Source organism: Streptomyces lavendofoliae, assembly GCF_014649735.1.
Lineage (GTDB): Bacteria > Actinomycetota > Actinomycetes > Streptomycetales > Streptomycetaceae > Streptomyces > Streptomyces lavendofoliae.
On sequence record NZ_BMTP01000022.1, the window covers coordinates 49,299 to 73,004 of the forward strand.

A 23,706-nucleotide genomic window follows, 5' to 3' on the forward strand; every position below is an offset into this window, starting at 1 on the left:
TGGCCCTCGCGACCCGTGTGTCAGGATGGATTGGACCGGGTTGTCCGGGAGGGGCGCCTGGGGGGTGGCCCCGTGCAGAGCGCACCCGAGGGGGAGTGGATGTACGGCAGTTGCACCGGGTCTGCCCGCGTGAGGGCGGCCGCGGCGGGGGCGGTGGGCGCCGTGGCATTGCTGCTGGCGGCCTGTACCTCCCCCGACGCCGGCGGCGGCAGGGAACCGAAGGCCCTGCCCGGGGTGAGCCAGCAGCCGAAGGCGGCCGATCCGTTCTGGGTGAACCCCGGCAGCAAGGCGGCCCAGCAGGTGGAGAGTTACCTGCGGGAGGGCAGGAAGGACGACGCCGAGCTGATCAGGAGGATCGCCTCCCAGCCGGTGGGCGAGTGGGTCGGCACGGAGCAGCCCGAGGAGGACGCCCGCGGCTTCACCGAGGCCGCCACGAAGGCGGACCGGGACGCGGTGCTGGTCCTCTACAACATCCCGCACCGCGACTGCGGCCAGCACTCCGCGGGCGGCGCCGCCGACGGCGACGCGTACCGCGCGTGGCTGGACAAGGTCGCCCAGGGCATCGGCGACCGGCGGGCCACGGTGGTCGTGGAGCCGGACGCGGTGATGCACATGGTGGACGGCTGCACCGAGGAGCGGTACCACGAGGAGCGGTACGACCTGCTGAAGGGTGCCGTCAAGCGGCTGAAGCAGCTGCCGAACACCAAGGTGTACCTGGACGCGGGCAACGCCGGCTGGGGCAAGCCGGACCAGATCTTCGAGCCGCTGAAGTGGGCGGGCGTCGCCGAGGCCGACGGCTTCGCGGTGAACGTGGCCAACTTCCAGACCACCGAGGCCAGCAAGGAGTACGGCAGGAAGGTGTCGAAGAAGGTCGGCGGCAAGCCGTTCGTCATCGACACCAGCCGCAACGGCAACGGCCCCTACACCAAGGGCGACCCCGCCGAGAACTGGTGCAACCCACCGGGCCGTGCCCTCGGCGAGACGCCCACCACGAAGACGGACGACCCGCTGGTCGACGCCTACCTGTGGATCAAGCGCCCCGGCGAGTCGGACGGCGACTGCAAGGGCGGCCCCCGGGCGGGCGACTGGTTCCCGGAGTACGCCCTGGAGCTCGCGCGCAACACCAGGTAGGACCGGCCGACCCGGCGCATGTGAAGGGGCGCCCCCTCCGGGGGCGCCCCTTCACATGCGTGAGCCCGCCCTACGGAACCTCGACCCACACCGCCTCGGACGGCGTGCCCTTGTCGTCGGTGACGAAGAGCATGTACCAGCCGGAGGGGACCAGGGCCCGGTTCTTCGGGACGGTGACCTCGATGCCGTCGGCGGTCTTCTTCGTCTCCAGGGCGATCGAGCGCTGGTCGACGTCGGTGACATGGGTGACGGCGCTCGGCCGCAGCAGCTTCGCGGTCGTGATCCTCGCGGCGTCCGGGGTCTTGAAGACCCCGCTCCCGCCGCGCTTGATCCTGGCCGGGCCGCCGGTGACCTCGGGCCGGGAGTCCCGGTAGAGGTAGGGCGGGGTGTAGATCTCGATGCGCTGCTCGAAGACGCCCGGCTTGGTGTTGGCCTTGTCGGCGAAGAGCGAGTCCGAGCCGAAGATCATCACGCGGCCGTCGGGCAGCAGCACCGAACCGGAGTGGTAGTTGCGGCCCACCCGCGGGTCGGCGACGCGGGTGTACTTCCCGGTCTTCGGGTCGTACGTCCGCGCCTCCAGGACGTTGGAGTCGCCACGGCCCCGGTAGTCCTCGGAGCCTCCGGTGACCAGCACGGTGTCGTCCGGCATCAGCGAGGCGCTCGGGTAGCGGGTGCCCCGGTCGAGGGAGGCGCCGTCCTTGAAGCGCGGGTTCGGGTCCTTCAGGTCGACCAGCCGGGACTTCTCGCTGGACTCCTGGGACTCGCCGACCCCGCCGCCCCCGATGACCATGAACCGCTGGTCCTGGGCGGGCGGCAGCATGACCGTCGCGGACGTCTCCATCCGGTCCGCGTCGCTCAGGCCGGGGATCTTGCGGAACGTATTGGTCTCCAGGTCCCAGACGCCCGGGTCACGGCCGACGTCGGCCGGCCCGTACCCGGCGTTGGAACCCGAGTAGAAGAGCTTGCCGTTGTCCATCAGGAAGATGGCGGGGTACGTCGGGAAGCGCCGCTCGATCCCGGTGTACTTCCACGTCTTCGTCTTCGGGTCGTAGATCTCGTCCTTGCCGGGGACGATCTGCCCGATCTCGTCGAGGCCGGACAGGGCGAGGACCTTGCCGTCCTTGAGCGTGGTCAGCGTGGGGTACCAGCGCGCCTCGTTCATCGGGTCGACCTTGACGTACTTCTCGGCGACCGGGTCGAACTCGAAGGCGTCCCTGATGCCCTGGAAGTCCTTCTTGTCGAGCGCGAGCTTCTGCGCCATGCCGTAGACGTTGCGGGCGTCCTTGCCCGTGAGGCCCTCGACCTTGTAGTTGTCCTCGGTGCCGGTCTCGAACTCCTTGCCGGACTCCTCGGCCTCGACGTAGATCCGGCCCAGCCCGGGCTGGGTGCGCAGGAAGCGACCGGTGGTCTTGTCGAAGACCTTCTCGGCCTTCTCCACCAGGACCGGGTCCTTGGAGACGAACGTCTTGCCGTTGGCCTTGCCGGTGAACTTCGTCCCGGCGGGCAGCGTGATGGGCTTGTCCGGGTCCTCGTTGTGGACGATCATCAGGCCGCCGGCCTTGGTCACGTCTCCCTGGAGCTTCTCGTACCGCTTGGTGCCGCCGGCGATGAGGAGCTTTCCGTCGGGCAGCTGTGTGTGCCCGGAGCAGAACATGTCCTTCGGCGTGGGAATCATCTTGAACGCGTTCGTCCTCGGGTCCCACAGGACCGACTCGAACTTGTTCGCGTCGAAGTTCTTCTGGTTGTTGCCGGAGCCGGCGACCAGCAGCACCTTGCCGGTGTGCAGCAGGGCCGCGTGGATGGTGTTGATCCGGAACTCGGAGGGGACGTCGAGGAAGTCCCAGTGGCCGTTGGCGGCCTTGTACTCCGGCTTGTTGATCGTGTAGTCGTGGTACTGCTCCGAGCCGTACCGGTACAGGGCCGGTCCGTTGAACCCGGCGACCACCGCGACCACCGCCGTGCCTATCAGGATGCGACGGGCGCGGTTCCGCCGGTGGTTCGGCCGGACGGGCAGGCTGCTCATTTGTTACGTCCCCCAAGGGCGATCTGCATGGTGTCGTTCTGCTCGGCCCAGCTCGGCCTGGCCTGCGGCGCGGGGCCCACGGCCGGCTCGACGGGCTCGGCCGGCTCGACGGGCTCGGCGGGCTCGGCGGGCTCGGGCGGCTGCGGCGGCCGGCCCCCTCCGTGCCGGGCGGGGCGCTTCCTCTCCTGCCGCAGCATGTGCCGCCAGACGAAGATCGGCGTCGCGGTGACCAGCGTGGCGAACGACGCCCAGATGATCATGGCGGGGTGGGAGTGCCCGAAGACGAAGCCGGCGGCGATGGAGGCGCCGAAGATGCCGATGAAGTACCAGTGGTACCGGAAGGTCCCGAACCACCGGTCCGGGCTGGCCGAGTCGCCCTTGGGGGTGACCACGAACTTGCTCTTGCGGCGCAGGGCGGAGTCGACCAGGGCCTTGGCGTAGAGCGGCGCGGACAGCGCGGACATGAGCATGCCGGCCACGCCGCCGGACCCCTCCGGCTCGTGCGGGGAGACGTTGTGGCGGCGGTTCCAGACGTAGAGGCCGATCTGGAGCGCGGAGGCGTTGCCGTAGAGCATCAGCCACACGGTGGGGTCGATGTTCACACCCGAGGCGCCCAGGCCCAGGAACAGCGCGCAACTGAGGGCGGCGAGGATCCAGTTCAGGGCGGACATCGGGTAGAAGATGATCATCATCGTGTAGTTGAAGAGCTTGCTCGGCGGCAGCGAGTACCAGCCCTTCCAGTACTGCTTGAGGATCGTCTCGTACGTACCGCGCGACCAGCGCATCTGCTGGGTGAAGAAGTCCGTCCAGGCGCTGGGCCCCTCGCCGACCGCGAGTACGTCCGGGGTGTAGACCGAGCGCCACTTGTTGCCCGTCGCCGGGTTTTTGTGGCGGTGGATCTCGAAGCCGGTCGCCATGTCCTCGGTGATCGAGTCGTACAGGCCGCCGATCTGCTTGAGCGCCCTGATGCGCACGGCGTTCGACGTGCCGACGAACATCGGCGCGCCGTAGCGGTTGCCGGCGCGCTGGATCAGCGCGTGGAAGAGGAACTGCTGCGACTCGGCGGCCTTGGTGACGAAGTTGTCGTAGTTGCCGTAGACCTGCGGGCCGATGACGAAGCCGACGTCCGGGTCCCGGAAGAAGCCGAGCATCCGCTCCAGGTAGTTCGGCAGCGGCACGTGGTCGGTGTCGACGGAGGCGAAGAAGTCGTAGTTGTCGCCGTGCGCGTCCAGCCAGGCGTTGTAGTTGCCGTGCTTGGTCTTGGCGCGGTGCGCGCCGGTGGGCTGGTTCCACTTCGCGATGCCCTTGCGGGAGAAGTGGTGCACGCCCAGGCGCTCGCAGACGGCCTTGACCTCGGGGTCGTTCCCCTCGTCGAGCAGCCAGACGTGCATCAGGCCGCGGTGCCTGATCCTGACCGCCGCCTCCAGCGTCTTCGTCACCATCTCCAGGGGCTCCTTGCCCGGGACGAAGGAGGTGAGGAAGGCGACGCGGGTGCCGGTCTCCGGCACGACCGGGACCGGGTCGCGGGCGACGAGGGTCGCGTGGGCGTTCGACAGCACGTTCATGCAGCGGAAGAACTCGATCAGGCCGATCGAGACGAGCATCACGACGTCGAGGGCCGGCAGCCAGGCGAAGGCCGGGTGGTCGCGCTCGGTCCAGTGCGACGGCTGGAGCAGCCACACCAGCAGCACCAGCGACAGCACCGGGGCGGCGGCGAGCATCAGCGCGACCCGCACACGGTGCGGCTCCTGGGAGATCAGGGAGCGGTACTGCACCTTGTACGGCTTGGCCGGGTCCGGCTGGGTGAGCGGCCCGGCGAGCCTGCTGTAGTGCTCGTAGTCGTAGCGCGGCAGCGGCTTGGCGGCGGCGCCGCGCTGCCGGGGTCCGCCGGTCCGGAGCTGCGGGGGAACCCGAAGCTGAGCGGTCCGGGATGGGTCGTTGTCCTGCCGGGCGCCGGTCGGCGTCGACGTCATGAGTCATCCCCCCGCACGCATGCTGGTGCGTGATCGGTCGTGTTCGTTTGCGTCCGGAGCGCGCAGTCCCCCTGAACCGGCGTGTTCCGGCACTTCGGTGGCCGGCCACCATTCCCGAGGACAGGGAAAGACGGCCTTCCGGTTGCATGATGCCTGTCACGGCGTCCCTGCGTGAACGGGGCCCCCACCCCGTGGTTCCCGCATCCGGAGCATCTCCCGACACTGCCGCCAACTGCAGGAACCACGTGTCCCATTGAGGACACCGGCTCCAGGATAGGGTCTGCCGCCCTCTCACCCGAGCGCAAGGGTGAAATAGACTGTTTATCGGGCATATGCACGCTTTATGGGTGACTCGGGGGCGTGGGCACGACTGAGGCCCCCTCACCCGTGGTGAGGGGGCCTCAGTCTCGCGTGCGCCGCCAGGGACTCGAACCCCGGACCCGCTGATTAAGAGTCAGCTGCTCTAACCAACTGAGCTAGCGGCGCCTGCTGACCTGCACAACTCTACCCGATGGCCGGGGGTGGTCCGGACCGCCCTGGGCGCCGCCGGGCGATGAAAGGGGTCGTCCCGGCCTGTCGGCTGACCGTTTTTTCCCTTTAGACCGTCAAAATGCGACATGTCGGGTCAGTTGAGACACTGGCGCCCGTACCGCAGCACCGGAAGAACCTGGAGGGGAAGCGCATGGCCGCCGTACCGGTCTTCGAGGAGTACGAGCCCGCCCCCGACTGTCCCTGCACCGGCTGTGCCCGGCAGCGGCGCGAGACCGCCCTCCGTCTCGCCGTGCGGGCCGGCGGCCACCCCGCCGCCCACGGCGCGCGGCGCGCCCTGGTCCTGTTCACCGCCGCCGGGGTCGCCCTCGGCGCCGGGGCCGGGACGGGCGGCGCGGTCACCGTCACCCACCCGGCGGGCCCCGCCGGGCCCGCCGGCCCCGCGGCCCCCGGCCGGGACCGGGACGACCCGGACGCCTCCACCCCGCAGGGCGGCGCCGGACCCCTGCACGGACGCCCGCACGCCGGGCCGACGGGCGGACACGTCTCCGCGCCCTCGCTGCGCCGGTCCACCCGCGCCGAGATCATCAACCGGGCCAAGCGCTGGGTCGCCGCGAAGGTCCCCTACTCCATGGAGAAGTACTGGACGGACGGCTACCGCCAGGACTGCTCGGGGTTCGTGTCGATGGCCTGGAACCTCGCGGGCAACGAGTGGACCGGCTCCCTCGGCCGGTTCGGCACCCGCCTGGACCGCTCCGAGCTCCAGCCCGGCGACATCCTGCTCTTCCACAATCCGGCCGACCCCAACCGGGGCTCGCACGTCACCCTCTTCGGCGGCTGGACCGACTACACGCACACCTCCTACACCGCCTACGAGCAGACCAGGCCGCACGCCCGCAGGCTGGCCACCCCGATGGCGTACTGGAACAACTCCGGCCGCTACGTCGCCTACCGCTACAAGGGCCTGAGCGGAGGCACCCCCGGAAGCCCCGGCAGCCCCGGTGCCTCCGCGGCCTACCCGGGCTCCGGGTCCTTCGGGCCGGGGGCGGAGAACCGGCACGTCACCCGGCTCGGGCGGATGCTCGGGGAGCGGGGCGGCCGGCGCTTCTACCGCTCCGGGCCCGGGCCGCGCTGGAGCGAGGCGGACCGGAGGGCGACGCGGGCGTTCCAGCGGGCGCAGGGCTGGACCGGGCGGGAAGCGGACGGGCTGCCGGGACCGCACACCTGGCGGCTGCTGGTGAGCGGACAGGGGCGCGACATCCCCTCCGGCTCCGGGGCGTCGACCCAGGCGCCCCCCTTCCCCGGCCGCGCCCACTTCCGGCCCGGCCGGGCGAACGAACACGTCGAACGGCTGGGGCGCCAGTTGGTGCGGCGCGGCTTCGGCGACCACTACCGCTCGGGGCCGGGACCGCGCTGGGGCGAGGCCGACCGGCGCAACGTCGAGGCGTTCCAGCGCGCCCAGGGCTGGCGGGGCGCCGCCGCCAACGGCTACCCGGGCCCCGAGACCTGGCGGCGGCTGTTCCGATGACCGACACGAGGAGGCAGGGTTGAGTACGGCGACGCCGGAGGGCGGCGGGACGACCGGCGGTACGACCACCGGGGCGGCGATTGGCGGGACCCCCGGCGGTACGACCACCGGGGCGGCGATTGGCGGGACGACCGGCGGTACGGCGACCGGGGCGGCGACCGGTGGGACGACCACCGGGTGGACGACCGGCGGGACGACGGCCGGCCGGCGGGTTCCCGTCATCGGGAACGAGACCACCGGGCCCATCCCGGTGCACCTGCTGTTCCGCGACGACGGGAAGGCCGGCCCCGGAGCGTTGGACACCGGACCGGTCACGGTCGTACGGGGGCGGGCACCGGGCGGCGCGCGTACCGCTGCCGGAGAGGCGGCGACCGTGCCGGGCGGTCCGGCCGCGGGGGCCGTGAGGGTGCCGGGCCCGGCCCGCCGGACCGTGCCGCCGGCCGACGCCGAGCCGGCCGAACGGCCCGGGCCGGTGCTGCCCGGGTGGGCCGGGGTGGCGGCCGGGGCGGTCGCGCTCGCCGGGTGCGCCGCGCTGCTGTGGTGGACCGGGGCGGTGCCCCCGGTGGTGACCGCCATGCTGGGGCTGCCGTCCCGCCCGTACAACGGCATCGGGCTCGGCGTCTGGGCGCTGCTGGCGCTGGGCGTGCTCGGGGTGCTGTTCTCCTTCGGCGGGCTGTGCCGGGGGAGGGTCGGGTACGCGTGGGTCCTCACGCTCTTCGGGGACTACCGGGGCAGCGTCCGGCGCACCGGGCTCATGTGGGTGAGCCCGCTGCTGCTGCGCCGCCGGATCGACGTACGGCTGCGGCACTGGCGCAGCGAGCCGATCCCGGCCGTCGACGCGCACGGCACCGCGCTGCGGGTGGTCGTGCTGGTGGTGTGGCGCATCCGCGACACCGTGCGGGCCGCCCTCGGGGTGGCGGACCACGAGCGGTACCTGCGCGAGCAGGTGGAGGCCGCGATGGCCCGGGTGCTGTCCCGGCTGCCGGCCGACGCCGCCCCCGTCCCCGGCGGGGGGACACCCATCCACGAGGACGCCCCGATGACCCTGCGGGACGCGGAGGTGGTGGGGGAGGCGCTGACCCGGATGCTGTCGGCGGAGTGCGCCCCGGTCGGCATCGACGTCTTCTCGGCGCAGCCGACCCGGATCGAGTACGCGCCGGAGATCGCGGCCGCCATGCAGCGGCGCCGGGTCGCGGCGATCGACGCCAAGCACCGGGACGCGGTGCTCACGTCCGTGGTGGACGCGGTCGACGACATGGTCCACCGGCTGACCACGCGTGGTCTGGTCGAACTGGACGACTACGACCGCAAGGCGCTGGTCAAGGACCTGACGGTGGCCTTCTACACGGGTCGCAGTGGTCCGGTCGAAGGCCCGTGATTGGTATGGACATGTTCAACTAACGTCCATACATTGGAACTTGGTCTAGACCGGATCGCCAGCACTGGTACCACCCGCACCACCCACGCACGCGTGCAGCAGGGCTCATCGAACTCCCCCACGTTCTGTCAGGAGCGACAGCATGCGACACAAGATAGGCGCGGCCCTGGTGGCCCTCGGCGTGGCCGGGGTCTCCCTCGTGGCCACCGGCAGCGCCAGCAGCCACGGCTACACCGACTCACCCATCAGCCGTCAGAAGCTCTGTGCCAACGGCACCGTGTCCAACTGCGGCAACATCCAGTGGGAGCCGCAGTCGGTCGAGGGGCCCAAGGGCTTCCCGGCCGGCGGCCCCGCCGACGGAAGGATCTGCTCCGGCGGCAACGGGCAGTTCGCCCAGCTCGACGACCCCCGAGGCGGCTCCTGGCCCGCCACGCGGGTGACCGGCGGCCAGAGCTTCACCTTCCGCTGGCAGTTCACCGCGCGGCACCGCACCACCGACTTCAAGTACTACATCACCAAGAACGGGTGGAACCAGTCCGCGCCGCTCACCCGCGCGGCCCTGGACCCCCAGCCGTTCCTGACCGTCCCCTACAACGCCCAGCCGCCGTCCACGCTCAGCCACCAGGGCACCATTCCGAGCGGGAAGACCGGCAAGCACCTGATCCTGGCCGTCTGGACGGTCGCGGACACGACGAACGCCTTCTACGCCTGCTCCGACGTGCAGTTCTGACGCCGGTCGATGGCCGGCCGCCGTGCGGCGGCAGGGCCTGCCCCACCCCGCGTACACCCGCCGGGGCCATGGTGGCGCCGTGAGTCCGGCGCCCACCGTGGCCCCATGGATCCCCGTACGCGCCGGCACCGGCAGGCCCTGACCGGGACCGTGACCGCCTGCGCGGCGGCCGGCCCCGGCGGGCCGGCCGACCGGCACGAAAAAGCCCCCCGCTCGCGCGAGGGGCTTCTTCCGTCTGTGCGCCGCCAGGGACTCGAACCCCGGACCCGCTGATTAAGAGTCAGCTGCTCTAACCAACTGAGCTAGCGGCGCCTGCTGACAGAGTTAATACTACCCGGTCCGAGGGGCGCTCCGGACCACGTGGTCGTGAGCTGGCTCACAGTCGGGCGCCGGGAGGTTTAGAGCGCCAGCGAGAGCACCACCGGCGCGGCCTTGCGGTTCAGCGCGTCCGCCGCCGAGCGCAGCCGGTGGGCGTGCTCGATGGGGAGCGACAGGGCGAGGCAGCCCACCGCCGAACCGGCCGTCAGCGGCACCGCCGCGCAGACCGTGCCCACGGCGTACTCCTGGAGGTCCAGGACGGGGACGGTCGGGGGCTGGCTGTCGAGCTTGGAGAAGAGCACCTTCTCGCTGGTGATCGTCCGCGAGGTGAGCCGGGCGATCTTGTGGCGGGAGAGGTGGTCCCGGCGGCCGTTCTGGTCGAGCTGGGTCAGCAGGCACTTGCCGACCGCGCTGGCGTGGGCCGCCGAGCGGAAGTCGACCCATTCGTTGACCTTCGGCGTGTGCGGGCCGTCGGCCATCTGCGTGATCTTGACCTCGCCGTCGATGTACCGGCTGATGTAGACGGCGGCGCCGACCGAGTCGCGCAGCTCGGTCAGGGTCTCCTGGAGCTTGCCCTCCAGGGCCTCGCGCCGGGTGGCGCCGGAGCCCAGCAGGACCAGGGAGTCACCCACCACATAGGCGCCGTCGCTGACCTGCTCGACGTACCCCTCGCGGCGCAGCATGAGCAGCAGCGGGGTCAGATGGCCGGCCGGAAGCCCCGTCTCGCGAGCGATCTGGACGTCGGTCACCCCGCCGCCGTGCCGTGAGATCGTTTCGAGGACACGCAGGGCGTACTGCACCGAGTGGAACGGCGCGGTCGGCTCTGGCTTCAGCGCCACGGTTTCCCCCTACCAGGTTGTGACCGCAAGCTTCCGTACCACGATAGCGGCCAAGAGCCGTTTAGTGGGCTCCTGTTGACAAGAATCTGCCCCGCCCCCTACGCGTACGCTGGGACGGGACACCCGGGCATATGACACCGGCAAACTTCCGGCCCACCAGGGCCGCGGGACACCCGCCGCGCCGCACCCGCGCAGCCCGTGCGCCGCCCGCGGCACCAGGTCCACCCGGTGTCGGGCGGCGACCGGCTGGAGCCCGGCCGGCACCCCCTCGCCGTACCCCGACCGGGACCGACGCCGCCGCTCGCGTCAGGCCGCAGGCGCGGTGCTCTCCCGCAGCCCCCGGGGCCGGCAGGTCCCGCCGCTCCCGCCCCGGGCGCCCCCGGATCCGCCTCCTCCGGCCCAGCGCCGCGCGCACCGCGTCCACCGGTGAGAAGCCGTCCCGGGGCAGCCGTCGAGGAGCCGGCGGGCGGACGGGTCCGTGAGGAACCTCGCCGGCTCAGTCCCGCACGGGTACGTAGCCCCGTTCCTTGTCGACCACGTTCGGCAGCGGCCGGCCGCTCGCCCACAGCTCGAACATGTCCACGAACTGCGCCCCGAGCCGGTCCCGCCAGCCCACCGTGTCGCCGCTCATGTGCGGCGAGACGATCAGCCCGGGCACGTCCCACAGCGCGCTGTCCTCGCCGAGCGGCTCCCGCGCGAAGACGTCCAGCGCCGCGCCCGCGATCCACCGCTTGGCGACCGCGGCCACCAGGGCGTCCTCCACGACCAGCTGCCCGCGGGCCACGTTGATGAACCGCGCCGAGGGCTGCATCAGCCCGAAGCGCCGGGCGTCGAACATGCCCCGCGTCGACTCCGTCAGCGGCGCCGCGCACACCACCCAGTCCGCCCGCGTCAGCAGCAGGTCCAGCTCGTCGGCGCCGTGGACACGCGGGCGCGCCGTCCGCCCCACGACCGCCGTCCGCACCCCCAGCGCCCGCAGCGTCGTGGCGACCGCCCGGCCGATCGGCCCGGCGCCGACCACCACCGCCCGGCTGCCCGCCACCGGCAGGCTCTCCCGCTGCCGCCAGCGCCGCTCCCGCTGGAGCTCCAGCGTGCCCGGCAGGTCCTTCGCCATGGCCAGCACCAGCCCCGCCACGTACTCGGCGATCGGCTGCTCGAACACGCCCCGCGCGTTCGTCACCACCGTGTCGGAGGCGACCAGTTCGGGACACAGCAACCGGTCCACGCCCGCGCTCGGCGTGTGCACCCAGGACGGCCGCGGCCCGTCGCCGGGCCAGGCCGCGCGGACCGCGTCCGAGGCGAAGTCCCACACGAGCAGGACGTCGGCGGACGGCAGCGAGGCGGCGAGGGAGCCCTCGTCGGCGTACCGGACGCGGACCCGCCCGGTCAGCCGGCCGAGGCGGGGCGGCGGGTCGGCCTCGAGGACGAGGAGAGTGGGCAGCGGCATCGGTCGACCACGGTGGCACTGCGGCCCACCGCCGTCAACACGACACCACGGGGCGGGTACGGCTCCTGCCGGCGGCGCGTCCCGGGCGGCAGCCGCCGTCGCCCGCCGCCCCCCTCGCAGGACCGGCGCCGTACCGACCGACCTCCCCGTACGCCGTGGGCGTGGGCGCGGCGCGGGCGTCGGGTGCCGGTGACGGGCGCCGGAGGACTACCCCGGGGAAGCGGGGGCAGCCGGGACGGGGCGGGCTCTTCGTCCGGGCGGGCCCGGTCGCCGCCCGGCCGGCGCCGCGCCGGGTCCCGGCGCCGAGCCGGAGACCGCGCCGGTGCCCGGACCGGTGGGGCCGGCCCCGGGCGTTGCTCAGTTACGGGGCCGAGGCGGCCCCCGACCCCCAGGAGGGCGTGACATGACGACTGTCGGACTGCTCTACCCCGGTCACTTCGCGGAGGACGACTACCCCCGGATGGAGACGCTGCTGACCGGCGTCAACGTGCCGATCGTCCACACCGCCACCGGTGACGACGCGCTCCGTGCCGACGCGCTGCTGGAGCGGGGATCGGTGGAGCGGCTCTCGGCCGGGGTGGAGGAGCTGCGTCTGTCCGGCGCCGAGTCGGTGGTGTGGGCCAGCACGGGCGGGTCGTTCGCCTACGGGTGGGAGGGCGCCCAGGAGCAGATCCGGAGCCTCGCCGTGGCGGCCGGGCTCCCGGCGTCGAGCACCTCGTTCGGCTTCGTCCACGCGGTGCGGGAGGTGGGCGCCGCGCGGGTGGCGGTGGCGGCCACGTACCCGGAGGACGTCACGGAGCTGTTCGTCCGTTTCCTGGGCGCGGCCGGCGTCGAGGTGGTCGGGTCGCTGGCCGGCGGGGCCGCCACGGCGGCCGAGGTCGCGGGATGGGGGCCGGAACGGGTGCTGGAGCTGGTGCGGGCGGCGGACCGGCCGGGGGCGCAGGCCGTCCTCGTACCGGACACGGCCCTGCACACGGTGGGGTGCCTGCCGGAACTGGAGGCCGCGGTGGGCAAGCCGGTGCTCACGGCGAACCAGGTGACGGTGTGGGAGGGGCTGCGCCTGGCGGAGCGGCGCGGGGCCTGGTCGGCGGACCTCGGGGCGCTGTTCGCCCGCAAGGAGGAGTGGGCGGAATAAAACGGAGAGGTCCTCCTGTTAGTGCCGGTGTACGTATTTTCCCGCGCAGGAGGGTCCCCCGGTGAGTGACGACGCGATTCGAGGCACGGCGATCGGAAGCGCGCCCGTGCCCCTGTCCGTACTGGACCTGGTCACCGTCGGCAGCGGACGCACCGCCACCCAGGCCCTCGGCACCAGCGTCGCCCTCGCGCGGCTGGCCGAGCGGCGCGGCTACCACCGGCACTGGGTCGCCGAGCACCACTCGATGCCCGGGGTCGCCTCGTCGTCGCCGGCCGTGATCCTCGCGCACCTCGCCGCCCACACCTCCCGAATCCGGCTCGGGTCCGGCGGTGTGATGCTGCCCAACCACGCGCCGCTGGTCATCGCCGAGCAGTTCGGCACCCTGGAGGCCATGGCGCCGGGACGGATCGACCTCGGGCTGGGACGCGCCCCCGGCACCGACGGTGCCACCGCCGCCGCGCTGCGCCGCACCGACCGGCTGAGCGAGGGCGCCGACGAGTTCCCGGAGCAGCTCGCCGAGCTGGTCCGCTTCCTGGACGACGACTTCCCCGACGGTCACCCGTACGCGCGGATCCACGCCGTGCCCGGCCCGGTGCAGGGGCCGAAGGGCCGGCCGCCGGTGTGGCTGCTCGGCTCGTCGGGCTTCAGCGCGCGACTCGCCGGGGTGCTGGGGCTGCCGTTCGCGTTCGCCCACCACTTCTCGGCGCACAACACCATTCCCGCGCTGGACCTGTACCGGGAGTCCTTCCGGCCCTCCGCGGTGCTGGACGCGCCGTACACGCTGATCGGGGTCTCGGCGCTGGCCGCCGACGACGAGCGCGAGGCCCGGCGGCAGGTGCTGACGGGCGCGCTGTCGATGGTCCGGCTGCGCACCGGCCGGCCCGGCCTGATCCCGACGCCCGAGGAGGCGGAGGCGTACGAGTTCAGCGCGGCCGAACGCGACTTCGTCGACGGCTGGCTGACCAACGTGGTGCACGGCACGCCGGAGGCGGTCCGGGACGGACTGGACGGGCTCCAGAAGCGCACGGGCGCCGACGAGCTGATGATCACGGCCAACGCGCACGGGGCGCCGGAGCGGCTGCGGTCGTACGAGCTGATCGCGGACGCCTACGACCTGCCGGTGGGGGCGGTCTGAGGAAGCGCGGCGCGGGGCCGCTCCCGGCGGGCGCCGACCGTCCCCGGGGGCGGCCCTGCGGCGTGGGCGGGGTGCGGTGGTTTCCGCTCGGGAACGCGCGCACAAGCTCCCTAAGCCAGGCTTAAGCGGCTCGTCAGGGGTGTGGCGGGCGGACGGTCGTGAGCCAGGAGACCGCCTGACGAGGGGTTTTGCCACGGGATTGGTCTAGTCCTCGTTTGGACCGGACCATTGACGCGGTGTTCACGCGGCGGCTATCACTTCTCCAACTCCCGTACCGCACACCCCTCCCGGAGGCCGCACGTGCACCACCGCAAACCCCTCATCGCCGCGCTCACGAGCGTGGTGCTCGCCGCCGGGGCGCTGGCCGCCGTGGGCGGCACGGCCACCGCGCGGACCGCCGCGACCTCCTCCGGCGGGGTGAAGATCGCGTACTACGACCAGTGGAGCGTGTACGGGAACGCCTTCTATCCCAAGCACCTGGACACCCGGGGGATCGCCGGCAAGCTTGACGTCATCAACTACTCGTTCGGCAACATCCACCCGACCGAGCTGACCTGTTTCGAGGCCAACAAGGCGGCCGGGGACGACAACAACCCCAACGCCGGTGACGGCGCGGGCGACTCGTACGCCGACTACCAGCGGTCCTTCTCGGCGGCCGACAGCGTCGACGGGGTCGCCGACAAGTGGGACCAGCCGATCGCCGGCGTCTTCAACCAGTTCAAGGAGCTGAAGGCGAAGTACCCCAAGCTCCGGATCAACATCTCGCTGGGCGGCTGGACCTACTCCAAGTACTTCCACGACGCGGCCAGGACCGACGCGAGCCGCAAGAAGTTCGTGGCCTCGTGCGTGAAGCAGTACATCGCCGGCGACCTGCCGGTCGAGGGCGGTTACGGCGGGCCCGGCACGGCTGCCGGGATCTTCGACGGCATCGACATCGACTGGGAGTACCCCGGCTCGCCCGACGGGCACCTCGGCAACCACTACGGGCCCGAGGACAAGCAGAACTTCACGCTGCTGCTCGCCGAGTTCCGCAAGCAGCTCGACGCCCACGGTGCCGCGCACGGCGGGAAGAAGTACCTGCTGACCGCCGCCTTGCCGGCCGGGCAGGACAAGATCAAGCACATCGAGACGGACAAGATCGGCGCGTACCTCGACTACGCGAACATCATGACGTACGACATGCACGGCGCCTGGGACGGCGACGGGCCCACGTACCACCAGTCACCGCTGTACTCCGGCGCCGGCGACCCCACCGACCCGATCAAGCCCGGCACCGAGAAGTACTCGATCGACAACGCCATCGACGCCTGGATCGACGGCAAGCCGGCGTACGGGATCGCCGGCGGCTTCCCGGCGAACAAGCTGACCCTGGGCTACGAGTTCTACTACCGGGGCTGGAAGGGCGTGCCGGCGGGCACCAGGAACGGGCTCGCGCAGCCCGCGACGGGCGCCTCCGCCGCCCGGCCGGTGAGCCAGCAGGCCGGGATCGCGCACTACAAGGAACTCGGCGGCATCGTCGACAACGCGGCGACCACCTTCTGGGACGACGAGGCGAAGGCCGCGTACTTCTACAAGGACGGCGAGTTCTTCACCGGCCTGGACAAGCGCGCCGTCCAGGCCCGCGCGGACTACGCCCGCCAGCGGGGCCTGGCGGGGGCGATGATGTACTCCCTGCTCGGGCTGGACGAGCGGACCACGCTGCTGAACGACATCGTGGCGGCCGTGGGTTCCTCGCCGTCCACCCCGACCCCGACGCCCACCCCGACCCCGACGCCGACCCCGACGCCCACGCCCACGCCGACGCCGACCCCGACGCCGACCGTCCCGCCGGCCGGCTGCACCGCCGCCGCCTGGTCGCCGGCCGCGGAGTACACCGGCGGCGCCCAGGTCTCCCACAGGGGACGCACCTGGAAGGCCAAGTGGTGGACGAAGGGCGAGGAGCCCGGCACCACCGGTGAGTGGGGCGTCTGGCAGGACCTCGGTTCCTGCTGACCGGCCGCTGACCAGCTGCTGACCGGCCGCTGAACCGGCCACCGAGAGCCGCCGCCCCCCACGCGGGAGCGCCGCCGTCCCCCACAGGGGCGGCGGCGTCCGGCGTTCAGTTGTTGCCCACCAGTACGTTGAAGAACTCGTCCACGGCGGCCTGGTCGGCCGGGAAGTGGCGGATCTCGGCGATGCGTTCCTCCTCGATGCGGAACACCAGCACCCAGTCCATGTCGATGTCGCTGCCGTCCCCCCGGTGGCTCACGCAGTGGTGGACCTCCACCACGTGCTTCTCGTCGGCCCCCGCGTACCAGACGTCGGCCGTGAAGTCGCCGGTCGCCAGGCCCTGCAGATACGTCGTGATCCCCTCCGGACCGCGGTGGCAGCCGGCCAGCGGGTGGCTGCCCGGCACATGCCACACCGCGTCCGGCGCCAGGACGGTGGCGCGCAGGCCCTCCAGGTCCCCGGTGGCGTAGCCGGCCCAGAACCGCCTGATCAACTCGATGTTGGGGTTGGTCATCTCAACTCTTCCCGGCTAGCGGCTCCTTGTGCCATCGAGCTTGCTGTTGCCCTGCCCCGCCGGTCCAATACGTGAATCCATAACCTTGTGGCATGGACATCGACACCCGGCTGCTCCGCTACTTCGCCGCCGTCGCGGAGGAGGGCCACCTCACCCGTGCCGCGGAACGGTTGTTCATCTCCCAGCCCGCGCTGACCAAGCAGGTCAAACAGCTCGAAGCCCAGCTCGGTACGGAGCTGTTCGTACGCTCGCGCAACGGCATGGCGCTCACCGAGGCGGGTACCGCGCTCGCCGCCGCCGTACCGGCCGTCCTGGAGGCGTGGGACACCGCGCTGCGCGCCACCACGGCGGCCGCCGAGCGGGCGGCCCGGGTGCTGCGGGTCGGGTTCGTGGCGTCCGCCGCCAACGAGCTGACCCAGCAGATCATCGCGGAGTTCGCCCGCCGCCGGCCCGGCTGGCGGGTGCGGATGCTCCAGACCGGGTGGGAGGACCCGACCGCCGGGCTGGCGGGCGGCGAGGCGGACGTGGCGCTGCTGCGGCTGCCCTTCCCCGGCGAGGAGGGCCTGGGGGTGGAGGTGCTGCTCGCCGAGGACCGCTGGCTCGCGCTGCCGGTCACCCACCCGCTGGCGGACCGCGAGGTGATCGACTTCCGGGACGTCCTCGACGAGCCGTTCGTCGCCGCGCCTGAGGTTTCCGGCGGGTGGCGCGACTACTGGCTGGCCGTCGACGAGCGGAACGGGCACCCGGTGACGGTCGGGGCGGTGGCGAGCAACCCGGACGAGTGGCTCAACGCCATCGCGAACGGCTACGGCGTCAGCCTCACGCCGGAGGCCACCGCCCGCTTCTACCAGCGCCCCGACGTGGTCTACCGGCCCGTGCGCGGGGTGACCGGCAGCCGGGTGGGCGTCGCCTGGTGCCGCGACGGCGACGTCCCGGCCGTCGTACGGGACTTCGTCCGCAGCGCGCTGACCGTGAGCGGCGGCGGGAGCGCCGGGCCGGTCAGTCGGGGTTGACGCCGATGAGCTCCGCGATGCGCTCCGCGGTGACGGCGCGGGAGTACAGCCAGCCCTGGCCGGTGTCGCAGCCGATGCGGCGCAGCCGGGCGGCCTGCCCGGAGGTCTCCACGCACTCGGCGGTGACGGTCAGCCCGAGCCGGTGGGCCAGCTGCACCAGCGCCTCCACGATCACCTCGTCGGCCGGGTTCGGGTGCTCCTCGTCCTGGAACCCGCGGACGAAGGAGCCGTCCAGCTTGAGGACCGAGACGGGGAGGCGGCTGAGGTAGGCGAGGTTGGAGTAGCCGGTGCCGAAGTCGTCGATGGCGATCCGCACGCCCATGTCGCTGAGGGCCTGGAGGGCTTGCAGGGGCCGCCCGGCCGATCCCATCACCGCGGACTCGGTCAGCTCCAGCTGCAGCAGGTGCGGGGCCAGCCCCGTCTCGGCGAGGATCTCCGCCACGTCGGCGACCAGGTCGGAGTCCCACACCTGGCGCACCGCGACGTTGACGCTCACGAACAGCGGCCGCTCGCCGGGGTGGTCCAGCTGCCACTGCCGGGCCTGCCGGCAGGCGGTGCGCAGCACCCAGCGGCCCAGCTGGACGATCGAGCCGTCTTCTTCAGCAATTCCGATGAACCGATTCGGCGCCAGGGGGCCGAACTGCGGGTGGTTCCAGCGGACCAGGGCCTCCACGCCCCGCACGGTCCCGTCCGCCATGCCCACCAGCGGCTGGTACTCCAGCGCGAACTCGCCGCGCTCGACGGCCGGGCGCAGGGTGGAGGAGAGCGACTGGCGCGTCATCCGGTGCGCGTTGCGCTCGGGGTCGAACAGCGTCCAGCGGGCCTTCCCGTCGGCCTTGGCCCAGTACAGCGTGGTGTCGGCGGCCTGCATCAGACCGTTCACGGTGGTGCCGGCGGCGGTCCGCTCGACCACGCCGATGGACGCCGAGACCGACAACCGCTGCCCCGCCAGGTCGAACGGTCGCTGTACGGCGGTGAGGACGGACCTGGCCAGGTCGGCGAGCTGCTCCGTACCGGTGGAGTCCTCGACCAGGACGGCGAACTCGTCCCCGCCGAGCCGGGCCACCAGGTGGCCGCCGCCCCGGGTGTGGCCGTCGCCGTCGGCGCACTCGGTGAGCCGGTTCGCCACGGCCGCCAGCAGCCGGTCGCCGACGCGGTGGCCGAGGGTGTCGTTGACCGCCTTGAACCCGTCGAGGTCGAGGTAGCACAGTCCGATGCGGCCGGTGCCGCCGTCGTCGTACGAGGAGTTCTCCAGCGCGGAGGTCAGCCGCTCGAAGAACAGGGTGCGGTTGGGCAGCCGGGTCACCGGGTCGTGCATCTGGAGGTGCCGCAGCCGCGCCTGCAGCTGGCGCCGGTCGCTGATGTCCGCGATCGAGAGCAGGACGCCCCGGCCGGACGTGACCGGCGCGACGGTCACCTCGGCCCACAGGGAGCGCCCGTCGGGGTGCTTGAGCCGCCGTGTGCAGCGGAACCGGGACCTGCGGCCGCCGAGCACCTCGTGGTACGCGTGCCAGGTGCGGCTGTCGGACGCCAGGTCCACGAGGTCGGCGGCGGCCTGCTCGCGGAGCGACGCGGTGTCGGTGCCGAGCAGCGCGGCGAGGGCTTCGTTCGCGGTCACCACCTGCCCCTCGGCGTCCACGACCGCCATGGCGATGTGGGCGGCGTTGAAGGCGGCGCGGTAGTCGTCCAGGGTGTGCGCGGCGTGCGCGGCGTGCCGGTCGTGCGGTTCCGCCGGGACGCGGGCGACCACGGCCGAGGGGCGCGGCTCACCGGCAGCTTCACTACTCTCTGTGACCGGCCGCAGGGCGGTTCCGGTCGTTGAGACTGCCGCAGCTCCCGGTCCTTCGGAGGTTCCGTTCACGGCTCGCTCCCGCAAGGCAGTTGTGACGCACAGATGTGGTCGGGATGGGTCGGCCAGGAAAGTGTGCCGATCATAGAGGCTCTCGCGGCGGCCGTTCCAGCGCCGAGGCCGCGTGAGGCGCGTGGGGTTGTTGTGAGCAATCCGCCGCCCATGGGCGGACGATCGTTTCTGCACGGGTGTGGCGGGGCCCGGCTCCGCCGTGACCGGATGTGACTGTCGGTGAACTTCCTGGACCGTCGCGGCGCGTCGGTCGCTCACCCGTGTGGGGCAGCGGAACAGGGCGTAACACCACAAACCGGCACAGGGTGGTGTGACGTCCCGTATGCCGCACCGGAGGTCGACGTGGAGGGTCAGCAGACACCCGACGGAGTGGAACGCCGCCGCCTGCGCGCCACCGCCGCGGGGCTCTTCGCTCTCTGCTCGCTCGCCGCCACGGGCCTCGTCGCCGGCCCGGCGAGCGCCGCCCCCGCGGCGGGCCCGTGCGCCCTGCCGCGTACCGAGGCCCATCACTCGCTCGGGCTGGACACCTGGAACACGGCCTATCCGCGGCCCGTCCGCGAGCTCGACGCCCTCATGGTCTTCCTGTCGTTCCCCGACTCCCGGCCGCTGACCGACCCCGAGGCGCTCACCGCCGACTACTTCCCCGCCACCAGCCACTTCTTCCGGCGCGCGTCCTACGGGAAGTTCACCCTGCGCCCGCACCCGCGGCGCGAGTGGATCCGGATGCCGCGCGCCTCGACCGCGTACGCCATACGGCGCGACTGGGCGCCCGAGCGGCGCACCGCCTACCTGCGCGACGCGCTCGCGGCGGCCGACCCGGTGGTCGACTTCTCGCGGTACGACATCGTCTACCTGGTCGCCGACCCCGACGCGCCCGGCGTGGACTCCGACGCGACCAAGGTCGTCAACTTCGACACCCCGCTGTACGCCGACGGCGCGGCGCTCAAGCGCGTGGTCACCGTCTTCGAACGGCACCCCCCGGACCGCAACGTCCTCGCCCATGAGACCGGGCACGTCTTCGACCTGCCCGACCTGTACCGCCGGCCCACGGACGGCAAGGGTGACTGGGACACCCATGTGGGTGACTGGGACGTCATGGGGAGCCAGTTCGCCCTCGCGCCGGAGCTCTTCGGCTGGCACAAGTGGAAGCTGGGCTGGCTGGACCGGCGCCAGGTGCGCTGCGTGGGCGAGCCGGGCGGCAGCCGCTTCACCCTGGAGCCGCTGGCGGCGGCGCCCGCGCGCGGCGCCTCGGTCGGCACCCGCCTCGCGGTCGTCAGGACCGGCGGCACCAGCGCGCTGGCCGTCGAGGCGCGCGGGGCGGCCGGCAACGACCACGCCACCTGCACCGAGGGCGTCCTGGTCTACCGGGTCCGTACGGACGCGGTGTCGGGCGCCGGTCCCGTCGAGGTGGTCGACACCCACCCGTCGACGGAGGCCTGCTGGGACCGGTCGGTCTACCCGCCGCTGGCGGACGCGCCGCTGCGCGAGGGGGAGACCTTCACGGTGCCGGGGGAGAACGTCCGGATCGAGGTCGCCGACCGGACGCGGACGGGCACCTGGACCGTGCGGATCACCGTGCCGTGACGCACGACGGCGCCGGCCGCGGGCGCACGAAAAAGCCCCTCGCGATCGCGAGGGGCTTTTCCCGTCTGTGCGCCGCCAGGGACTCGAACCCCGGACCCGCTGATTAAGAGTCAGCTGCTCTAACCAACTGAGCTAGCGGCGCCTGCTGACGTCGTAGACATTAGCACCCTGATCGGCGGGAGGAAAAATCGAAACCTTCACGTCGGCGGCCGTCCCCGCGCGAGCCGCGCGGACGCAGGCCCACAGGACCACCTCGGGCCCCGGCAGCCAGGGATGCCGGGTGTCCGGCGCCACCAGCCAGCGCGGCGCGCCGCCGTCCGCACCGCCCGGCGCCAGCGGCGGCACCGTGATGGCGTCCCCCGCGCCGTGGCAGAGCAGGGGCGGCACCGCCTGCCCCCACTCCTCCCAGCGCAGCAGCGACGGCAGCCGGTGGGCGGTGCCCGGGGCGGTGAACAGCAGCAGCCGCCCGCGGTGCACGGCGACGGGACCGGAGCCGGGGCCCTCCTCCCACAGCCGGTCGAGCATGCGGCGCCCGAAGACCGACTCCACGCTCACGACGTCGAAGACCGAGCCGCACGGCAGCACCGCGGGCGCGGTGGGCCGGGACTCCCACAGCGCGAGCGTGGAGCGGGGATACGCGGCCGCCGCCACCAGCCAGTCCGCGCCGTCCGCGGTGACCTGCGCGGTGTGATGACGTCCCTCGTCGCGCAGGAAGCGGAAGATGTCGGAGCGGCTCCCGTCCGTGACGGCGCCGGCCGGGCTCAGGGGGGTCTCGTCTCGCAGCCAGGTACTCATACCCCCCGTGTCTACCGGTTGTGACCACTCGGCTCCGGGGAGTTGCGGGAAATCGGGACACGGCGAGGCGGGAAGGAGTATCTTGCCGCCCGGCATATGCCACGGCGACTGGCCGGAGGCAGCACGCCGCGATCGGCCGGAGCACGCCTCGATCGGCCGGCGGCGGATCGACGCCCCGGGCGGAAGGACCGGACCGCCGGGGCCGGACGGCGGGGGACCGCCGGGCACCGCCCCGCACGCCCGGAAGGGCGCCCCGGTGAACCGGTGCGCCCTTCCGGTGACCGGATCGGTCACGTGTTGTTGCCGCAGCTCCACACCCACTTGTGCGAGGCGGCGTCGTCGTGCACCACCTTCATGTGGCCGGCGCTGTACTGACCGGTCCACGAGAACACCTGGGTCCGCTGGCGCAGGTTCCACTGGGCGCCCTGGCCCAGGCAGGCGTACGCGCTCGCGTAGTTCTCGTTGTAGTAGATGTTGACCTGGGCCGGGGAGCCGCTGGTGCCCAGGTTCTGCACCCAGTCGACCTTGTTCTGGATGGTGTCGGGCCAGTTCGTGCTGCTGTTCGGGGTGCGGTAGGTCTGGCCGTGCTCGTCGGAGTAGGCGCAGAACTCGCCGGCGTTGCAGCCGCCGTCGGCCTGGGCGATGCCGGGCGAGGCGAGGATGGCGGTGGCGGCCATGGCGGCGCCGAGGAGAGCGGTGCGGATCTTTGCCATGGTGGCGTGGTGTCCCTTCGTCCGGCGTACGCCGGTTCGGAGTGGGGCCGAGCGGTTCGCCCGGCCCTGCCGGTGTGTGCGGTACGGAACGCGATGTCAGCCCCGGCCGACCACATCGCGAGCTGTGGGCAGGGCGTCCCGCTGCATGCGCCGCGCCGTGTCGAACGCGGAGCGGTGCTCGCCGTACAGGACGTCCTTGTGGTGCTCGTCGAGCCGCTCGGCGGTCGCGGCGAGCCCGCTGGTCCGGGCGCACCGGGCCTCGGCCGTGGCCGCCCGGACGTCGGCCGCCCGCGCTCCGGGACCGGTGTCGAGCAACCGGACCCGGCGCAGTTCCGGCGGGTTCTCGGCGCGGTGGCCGCTTGCGCGCATGCAGCTCCGCCACGCCGTGAGGCCGGCCTGGAACTCCGGCTCCGCGGCGACCCGGCCCACCCGGATGCCGGGCAGGCTGTTCACCATCTGGTACGAGCGGTACCAGGCGTGCACATCGCCGTAGAGCCGTCGCCAGGCGCCCGCGGTGCAGCCCTGGTCGCTCTGGGTGAAGGTCCCGCCCATGGCGACCTCGGCCCGGAGCGGGGTCCGGTCCGCGCTCGGCCCGAAGAGGGCCGTGGTGTACGCCGCCTTGCGGGCCTTCGAGAGGCCGTCCAGGTACCGCTTGCTCTCGCTGTTCCCCCAGCGCCGCTCCTGGCCCTGTTCGAACTCCCGGCCGTAGCCGTGCTCGGCGGCCCACGCCTCGTCGTCCACCACGTAGGGGAACTCGCGGTACTCCGGCGAGGGCAGCCGGGGCGCGGGCCAGTAGCGGAAGCCCTGTCCGGCCATGCAGTCCCGGACGAGCAGTTGCTCGGCCCGGTGCAGGAGGTCCTTCTCCTCCGTGGTGGGGCTCGGTGGCGCGGCCGGGGCCGCCGGCGGCCCGCTGCGCGCCGCTTGGGGGGCGGGGGAGCCCTGGGCCGTGAGGGTGAGGGCGACCGTGGTCAGCAGGCCCGCCCCGACCACGGCGGCCGCCAGCCACCTCAGTCCCCTGATCGCCATGGCGCCTCCCCTGTCCTCTCCGTCCGTGTTCCGGGGTGTCAGCACTGGCGGGTGACGCCGCCGGTCGCGTCGCCCTTGAGGTAGA

At 72.6% G+C, this 23,706-nt stretch carries 17 protein-coding genes, 3 tRNA genes and 1 pseudogene; 9 read left to right on the top strand and 12 right to left on the bottom strand.

Annotation, left to right across the window (positions count from 1 at the left end; translation table 11 throughout):
* Nucleotides 1-99: 99 nt before the first annotated feature.
* Entirely contained in the window at nucleotides 100-1,131 is a 1,032-nt protein-coding gene (locus IE109_RS30030) for a glycoside hydrolase family 6 protein (RefSeq protein ID WP_189554534.1), read from the top strand.
* Nucleotides 1,132-1,201: 70 nt separating this feature from the next.
* Here IE109_RS30030 and glxA read toward each other — a convergent pair whose 3' ends face one another.
* The 3 genes from glxA to IE109_RS30045 form a co-directional block, all read right to left on the bottom strand.
* Nucleotides 1,202-3,154, bottom strand: a complete 1,953-nt coding sequence (gene glxA, locus IE109_RS30035) for a radical copper oxidase GlxA (RefSeq protein ID WP_189554511.1) — start codon at nucleotides 3,152-3,154, stop codon at nucleotides 1,202-1,204.
* Nucleotides 3,151-5,127 (bottom strand): glycosyltransferase family 2 protein, encoded by a 1,977-nt coding sequence (locus IE109_RS30040; RefSeq protein WP_189554512.1) that lies wholly within the window; start codon nucleotides 5,125-5,127, stop codon nucleotides 3,151-3,153. The genes glxA and IE109_RS30040 overlap by 4 nt, the downstream gene beginning before the upstream one ends.
* 412 nt (nucleotides 5,128-5,539) lie before the next feature.
* A tRNA-Lys gene (locus IE109_RS30045) sits at nucleotides 5,540-5,613 on the bottom strand.
* A gap of 196 nt (nucleotides 5,614-5,809) precedes the next feature.
* Here IE109_RS30045 and IE109_RS30050 point away from each other — a divergent pair.
* From IE109_RS30050 to IE109_RS30060, 3 genes and pseudogenes are all read left to right on the top strand, one after another.
* Entirely contained in the window at nucleotides 5,810-7,144 is a 1,335-nt protein-coding gene (locus IE109_RS30050) for a peptidoglycan-binding protein (protein ID WP_189554513.1), read from the top strand.
* 199 nt (nucleotides 7,145-7,343) lie between these two features.
* Nucleotides 7,344-8,522, top strand: a pseudogene (locus tag IE109_RS30055) (SPFH domain-containing protein); the annotation flags it as partial.
* Between the two features lie 142 nt (nucleotides 8,523-8,664).
* On the top strand, nucleotides 8,665-9,252 hold the full coding sequence (locus IE109_RS30060) for a lytic polysaccharide monooxygenase auxiliary activity family 9 protein (protein ID WP_189554515.1): 588 nt from the start codon (nucleotides 8,665-8,667) through the stop codon (nucleotides 9,250-9,252).
* A 238-nt stretch (nucleotides 9,253-9,490) separates the two neighbouring features.
* Here the strand turns inward: IE109_RS30060 and IE109_RS30065 are convergent.
* The 3 genes from IE109_RS30065 to IE109_RS30075 form a co-directional block, all read right to left on the bottom strand.
* Nucleotides 9,491-9,564: transfer RNA gene (locus tag IE109_RS30065), tRNA-Lys, on the bottom strand.
* 86 nt (nucleotides 9,565-9,650) lie between these two features.
* The gene (locus tag IE109_RS30070) at nucleotides 9,651-10,409 is read right to left on the bottom strand and encodes an IclR family transcriptional regulator (protein WP_189554516.1); all 759 of its coding nucleotides are present in this window, start codon (nucleotides 10,407-10,409) and stop codon (nucleotides 9,651-9,653) included.
* Nucleotides 10,410-10,905: 496 nt separating this feature from the next.
* Nucleotides 10,906-11,856, bottom strand: coding sequence for a D-2-hydroxyacid dehydrogenase (locus tag IE109_RS30075; RefSeq protein WP_189554517.1), 951 nt, complete (start codon nucleotides 11,854-11,856; stop codon nucleotides 10,906-10,908).
* A gap of 403 nt (nucleotides 11,857-12,259) precedes the next feature.
* Here IE109_RS30075 and IE109_RS30080 point away from each other — a divergent pair, with 403 nt between their 5' ends.
* From IE109_RS30080 to IE109_RS30090, 3 genes are all read left to right on the top strand, one after another.
* Nucleotides 12,260-12,991, top strand: coding sequence for a maleate cis-trans isomerase family protein (locus IE109_RS30080; RefSeq protein WP_189554518.1), 732 nt, complete (start codon nucleotides 12,260-12,262; stop codon nucleotides 12,989-12,991).
* Between the two features lie 61 nt (nucleotides 12,992-13,052).
* On the top strand, nucleotides 13,053-14,126 hold the full coding sequence (locus IE109_RS30085) for an LLM class flavin-dependent oxidoreductase (RefSeq protein WP_189554519.1): 1,074 nt from the start codon (nucleotides 13,053-13,055) through the stop codon (nucleotides 14,124-14,126).
* A 300-nt stretch (nucleotides 14,127-14,426) separates the two neighbouring features.
* Entirely contained in the window at nucleotides 14,427-16,118 is a 1,692-nt protein-coding gene (locus IE109_RS30090; RefSeq protein ID WP_189554520.1) for a glycosyl hydrolase family 18 protein, read from the top strand.
* Nucleotides 16,119-16,224: 106 nt separating this feature from the next.
* Here IE109_RS30090 and IE109_RS30095 read toward each other — a convergent pair whose 3' ends face one another.
* Entirely contained in the window at nucleotides 16,225-16,629 is a 405-nt protein-coding gene (locus IE109_RS30095) for a nuclear transport factor 2 family protein (protein WP_189554521.1), read from the bottom strand.
* 92 nt (nucleotides 16,630-16,721) lie between these two features.
* On the opposite strand from IE109_RS30095, the gene IE109_RS30100 reads away from it, so the two are divergent.
* On the top strand, nucleotides 16,722-17,642 hold the full coding sequence (locus IE109_RS30100) for a LysR family transcriptional regulator (protein WP_189554522.1): 921 nt from the start codon (nucleotides 16,722-16,724) through the stop codon (nucleotides 17,640-17,642).
* On the opposite strand, the gene IE109_RS30105 is transcribed toward IE109_RS30100, so the two are convergent.
* Nucleotides 17,629-19,392: a putative bifunctional diguanylate cyclase/phosphodiesterase gene (locus IE109_RS30105; RefSeq protein WP_373297801.1), complete on the bottom strand. Its 1,764-nt coding sequence runs from the start codon at nucleotides 19,390-19,392 to the stop codon at nucleotides 17,629-17,631. The two genes, IE109_RS30100 and IE109_RS30105, sit on opposite strands and share 14 nt — an antisense overlap.
* Before the next feature lie 453 nt (nucleotides 19,393-19,845).
* Between IE109_RS30105 and IE109_RS30110 the strand changes: the two genes are divergently transcribed.
* Nucleotides 19,846-21,087: a M6 family metalloprotease domain-containing protein gene (locus IE109_RS30110; protein ID WP_189554524.1), complete on the top strand. Its 1,242-nt coding sequence runs from the start codon at nucleotides 19,846-19,848 to the stop codon at nucleotides 21,085-21,087.
* A 68-nt stretch (nucleotides 21,088-21,155) separates the two neighbouring features.
* Here the strand turns inward: IE109_RS30110 and IE109_RS30115 are convergent.
* The 4 genes from IE109_RS30115 to IE109_RS30130 all read right to left on the bottom strand — a co-directional run bounded on the left by IE109_RS30115 (nucleotide 21,156) and on the right by IE109_RS30130 (nucleotide 23,621).
* Nucleotides 21,156-21,229, bottom strand: a tRNA-Lys gene (locus IE109_RS30115).
* Entirely contained in the window at nucleotides 21,220-21,882 is a 663-nt protein-coding gene (locus IE109_RS30120; protein ID WP_189554525.1) for a bifunctional DNA primase/polymerase, read from the bottom strand. Before IE109_RS30120 ends, IE109_RS30115 begins: the two co-directional genes overlap by 10 nt.
* Before the next feature lie 290 nt (nucleotides 21,883-22,172).
* On the bottom strand, nucleotides 22,173-22,595 hold the full coding sequence (locus tag IE109_RS30125; RefSeq protein ID WP_189554526.1) for a peptidase inhibitor family I36 protein: 423 nt from the start codon (nucleotides 22,593-22,595) through the stop codon (nucleotides 22,173-22,175).
* A gap of 96 nt (nucleotides 22,596-22,691) precedes the next feature.
* On the bottom strand, nucleotides 22,692-23,621 hold the full coding sequence (locus tag IE109_RS30130) for a hypothetical protein (protein ID WP_189554527.1): 930 nt from the start codon (nucleotides 23,619-23,621) through the stop codon (nucleotides 22,692-22,694).
* Nucleotides 23,622-23,706 lie beyond the last annotated feature (85 nt).

Bases quoted from the DNA above. Each gene is read 5' to 3' on its own strand.
- IE109_RS30030 (WP_189554534.1), top strand. From the start codon at position 100: ATGTACGGCAGTTGCACCGGGTCTGCCCGCGTGAGGGCGGCCGCGGCG.
- glxA (WP_189554511.1), bottom strand. From the start codon at position 3,154: ATGAGCAGCCTGCCCGTCCGGCCGAACCACCGGCGGAACCGCGCCCGT.
- IE109_RS30040 (WP_189554512.1), bottom strand. From the start codon at position 5,127: ATGACGTCGACGCCGACCGGCGCCCGGCAGGACAACGACCCATCCCGG.
- IE109_RS30050 (WP_189554513.1), top strand. From the start codon at position 5,810: ATGGCCGCCGTACCGGTCTTCGAGGAGTACGAGCCCGCCCCCGACTGT.
- IE109_RS30060 (WP_189554515.1), top strand. From the start codon at position 8,665: ATGCGACACAAGATAGGCGCGGCCCTGGTGGCCCTCGGCGTGGCCGGG.
- IE109_RS30075 (WP_189554517.1), bottom strand. From the start codon at position 11,856: ATGCCGCTGCCCACTCTCCTCGTCCTCGAGGCCGACCCGCCGCCCCGC.
- IE109_RS30080 (WP_189554518.1), top strand. From the start codon at position 12,260: ATGACGACTGTCGGACTGCTCTACCCCGGTCACTTCGCGGAGGACGAC.
- IE109_RS30095 (WP_189554521.1), bottom strand. From the start codon at position 16,629: ATGACCAACCCCAACATCGAGTTGATCAGGCGGTTCTGGGCCGGCTAC.
- IE109_RS30100 (WP_189554522.1), top strand. From the start codon at position 16,722: ATGGACATCGACACCCGGCTGCTCCGCTACTTCGCCGCCGTCGCGGAG.
- IE109_RS30120 (WP_189554525.1), bottom strand. From the start codon at position 21,882: ATGAGTACCTGGCTGCGAGACGAGACCCCCCTGAGCCCGGCCGGCGCC.
- IE109_RS30125 (WP_189554526.1), bottom strand. From the start codon at position 22,595: ATGGCAAAGATCCGCACCGCTCTCCTCGGCGCCGCCATGGCCGCCACC.
- IE109_RS30130 (WP_189554527.1), bottom strand. From the start codon at position 23,621: ATGGCGATCAGGGGACTGAGGTGGCTGGCGGCCGCCGTGGTCGGGGCG.